General features: G+C 62.9%; 3 protein-coding genes. All 3 read left to right on the forward strand.

What is annotated here, in order from left to right; translation table 11 throughout:
- On the forward strand, positions 1-1,689 hold a 1,689-nt coding region (locus VGG51_08240), incomplete at its 5' end, for an OprD family outer membrane porin (protein HEY1883015.1).
- A gap of 48 nt (positions 1,690-1,737) precedes the next feature.
- Entirely contained in the window at positions 1,738-2,637 is a 900-nt protein-coding gene (locus tag VGG51_08245; GenBank protein HEY1883016.1) for a sulfotransferase, read from the forward strand.
- Between the two features lie 238 nt (positions 2,638-2,875).
- Positions 2,876-3,061, forward strand: a 186-nt coding sequence (locus tag VGG51_08250) for a hypothetical protein (GenBank protein ID HEY1883017.1), incomplete at its 3' end; no start/stop codon positions are given.

Raw genomic sequence — 3,061 nt, forward strand, 5'->3', positions numbered from 1 at the left:
CCGCCGATCGTCTATCAGGGCGTCGTGCTGGTTCCGGTTCGCGTGATCTCCGAGAGCATGGGCGCCTACGTGCAATGGGTTCCGGACCGTCGTTTGGTGGTGGTGCGGTACGTCGAACCGACGGCTCCGCCGACGGAGGCACCGCCGGCTCCCGAGGAGACGGTCGCGCCGCCGCCTCCGCCGTCCCCGACGCCCAATCCGCTCAAAGTCGGCGGATACTTCCGGTCCCAATACTTCACGCGTCAGAACGCGTCGAACAATCCCGGAACGCAGTTCAACTTTTCGCCCGGCGCCAAATACAACTCTAACGGCGTCAATCAGGCGACTTGGAATAGCGCCATTGCGCCGCACGTCGACTACGCCTTTGCCAACAGCGGCTGGGACGTCGGCGGATCGTATATCTATGCCAATCCAATAGATGGTCCATGCGTCGTTCCGGCCAATCACGCCAAGGGTGCGGTCTGCGTATCGCAGACGCCGCCCAACACCAATCCCGACGACACGGTGCCGGGCATCACGCTCAGCACGTTCTACGAAGCGTACGTCAAGTACAAAGCGTACGGTTGGAATGGGACGATGGGCAACATCCTCTTCACTTCACCGTGGGCAAATCCGTCGGATTCTCGGCTGAAGCCCGTCGCCTTCCAAGGCGGCGATCTCGGCTACACCAGCCCGAGCGGCTGGACCGTCGAGGGCGCCGACATGCTGACGATGGAGAACCGCACCAGTTCGGCGTTCAGCCACCAGACGCTGCTGACGAGTTATCCCAACGGCGGCGGCGGCCTGGCCTCGAACATTATCGTCCCCGGGGGCCAGGGGATCAACACCAACGGCTTCACGTACGCCAAAGCCGGCTACGCGAGCCCGATGGGCATCTCGGTCGACGGGTACTTCTACAACGTGAGCGACCTTGTCAATCAGTGGTGGTTCGACGGGAAGTACACGCTCAACGCCAAGGGCGTCGCGCCGTTTATCGCGCTGCAGGGCGGCTGGGAAGGAAACGCCGGCCAGTCGTACATCGGCAAGATCGACAGCCAGCTCTTCGGCGCGCAAATCGGCGCGACGTTCGCGAAGAACTTCTTGCTGACGTTCGGCTACGATCAGATTCCATGGCACACCGATTCGGTGTTCTTACCGAAGAACGTCACCTGCAGCAGCTCGAACTATCAAATCAGCGCCGGTTCGACGCTCGCGTACTTCCTGCCGCTTAACGCGCCGCAGTGTTCCACGAATGCGAGCACCGGGCTGACGCAGGTGTACTACGGCGGCTGGGCCAGCCCGTATACCGACAACTACGCAACGGATCCGCTCTTCACAACGAGCATCGACCAAGGCATGGCCGACCGGCGCGCACCCGGCACGTCCTATAAGGCGACGCTGACGTATACGTCGACGAATAAGCGCTGGGTCTTCCTGGCGAGCGATGCGTGGTACGATTACGGCAACGCGCTCGCGGCGGAGCGCACCAATGACTGGAATCTAGATGGGCAGTATCACTTCAGTCAGGTAACCAAGGGACCGTATCACGGCCTCCTGTTGCGGTATCGCTACATGCAGCGGACGCTCTCGAACACGTTCTGCGGCGCGTCGGGTACGAGCTGCGCGCCGAACGCGACGCTCGGTTCGAGCTTCCTCGGCGGCTTGCCGCTCTTCAAGTACAATCGAGCCCAGCTGGAGTACGACTTCTAGAATAACCGGGCTCCAGGTCACGCGTGGCGCGGGAAGTAAGTGAGGCGTATGCCGGCTTCCCGCGCCGTTGTCGTTTTGGGAATGCATCGAAGCGGGACCAGTGCGATCGCGCGCAGCGTCGCTGCGCTCTCGGTGTACCTAGGCAACGACCTTTTCGGCGCGCACCCGGAGAACCCGACGGGCTACTGGGAAGACCGTAACCTCGTCGCGCTCGACGACCGCGTCCTCGAATCGTTCGGCCTGCGCTGGGACAGCATTCCTCGCATCGACCCACGGAGGTTCGAGAGCCGCAAGGTACGCAAGCTGCAGCGCGAGGCGGCCGGGTACTGTCGCAAGACGCTGGCCTCGCGTCCTCTTTGGGGATTCAAAGATCCCCGGACGATTCGCGTGCTGCCGTTTTGGCAGAACGTCCTACTCGATTGCGGCGCGCAGGATTCGTACGTCGTCGCGATCCGAAATCCGCGCAGCATCGCCGCGTCGCTGTTCGCTCGCCAACGTATGACCGCCGACGATGCCTATCGTTTGTGGCTCGTGCACATGGTCCCGTTTCTTCACCGGATTGCCGATGCGCCGTTCGTCGTGGTCGACTACGACCTGCTGATGCAGGACCCGCGCCGGGAGCTTGGGCGAATGGCGCGCGCGCTCGCGATCGAAGCGGACGGCGATGAAGCCGAGCGCTTCGCCTCCGAGTTCTTGAACCCGTCGTTGCGGCACACGAGCTTTTCGCTCGACGACCTCGAGGAGGGCACGGCGGCGGCTCGTCTGACGAAGAGCGCGTACGGGCTGCTCTTGGGGCTTGCGCGGGACCGGCTCGACCCGAGCCGCGATTTTTGGCCATCGTGGCGGGAGCTCGCCGTCCAAGTCGCCGCGCTCCTGCCCCCCGCGCAACCGTCCCGGGAATCGCGCTTCTCCTTGCGGCGGTGGCCGTCGCGCCTAGCGCCCAGCTAAAAAGCCCTCAGGCGCTCTCGAAACCCGCCTCTCGCCCGCCCGCGCTTTCCGATGATCCCAGTCATCAAATTTTTAAAAGATGACCAGGATTAATGTTTTGCTCTTAAAAAAGATGACCTAAGCCATCTTTTTAGGAGCTGATTTGATGACCTTATGGAGCTCGAGCCGTCTTCTCGTGCGCCTAGCCGCTCGTTGCCGGACCGCCACGCCGGGGGCTTTCCTCGGGGCGGCAATGATTTTGAGCGGTACCTCCATCCTGATTGGGGCGGCCCCCGCGACGCCGGTCGCCCAGGCAAGTGCGCCGGACTTCGGCAGCCCGCCCTCAGGCCAGATTCCGATCCTCTACAACGATCATCACGTCTACGCCAAACCCGACGTCCTCAAGCAGGGCCGGGTGCTGGCCGCCTACGCTAAAGGCGGAACG

This window comes from Candidatus Cybelea sp. (assembly GCA_036489315.1).
Taxonomy (GTDB): domain Bacteria; phylum Vulcanimicrobiota; class Vulcanimicrobiia; order Vulcanimicrobiales; family Vulcanimicrobiaceae; genus Cybelea.

Bases quoted from the DNA above. Each gene is read 5' to 3' on its own strand.
- VGG51_08245 (HEY1883016.1), top strand. From the start codon at position 1,738: ATGCCGGCTTCCCGCGCCGTTGTCGTTTTGGGAATGCATCGAAGCGGG.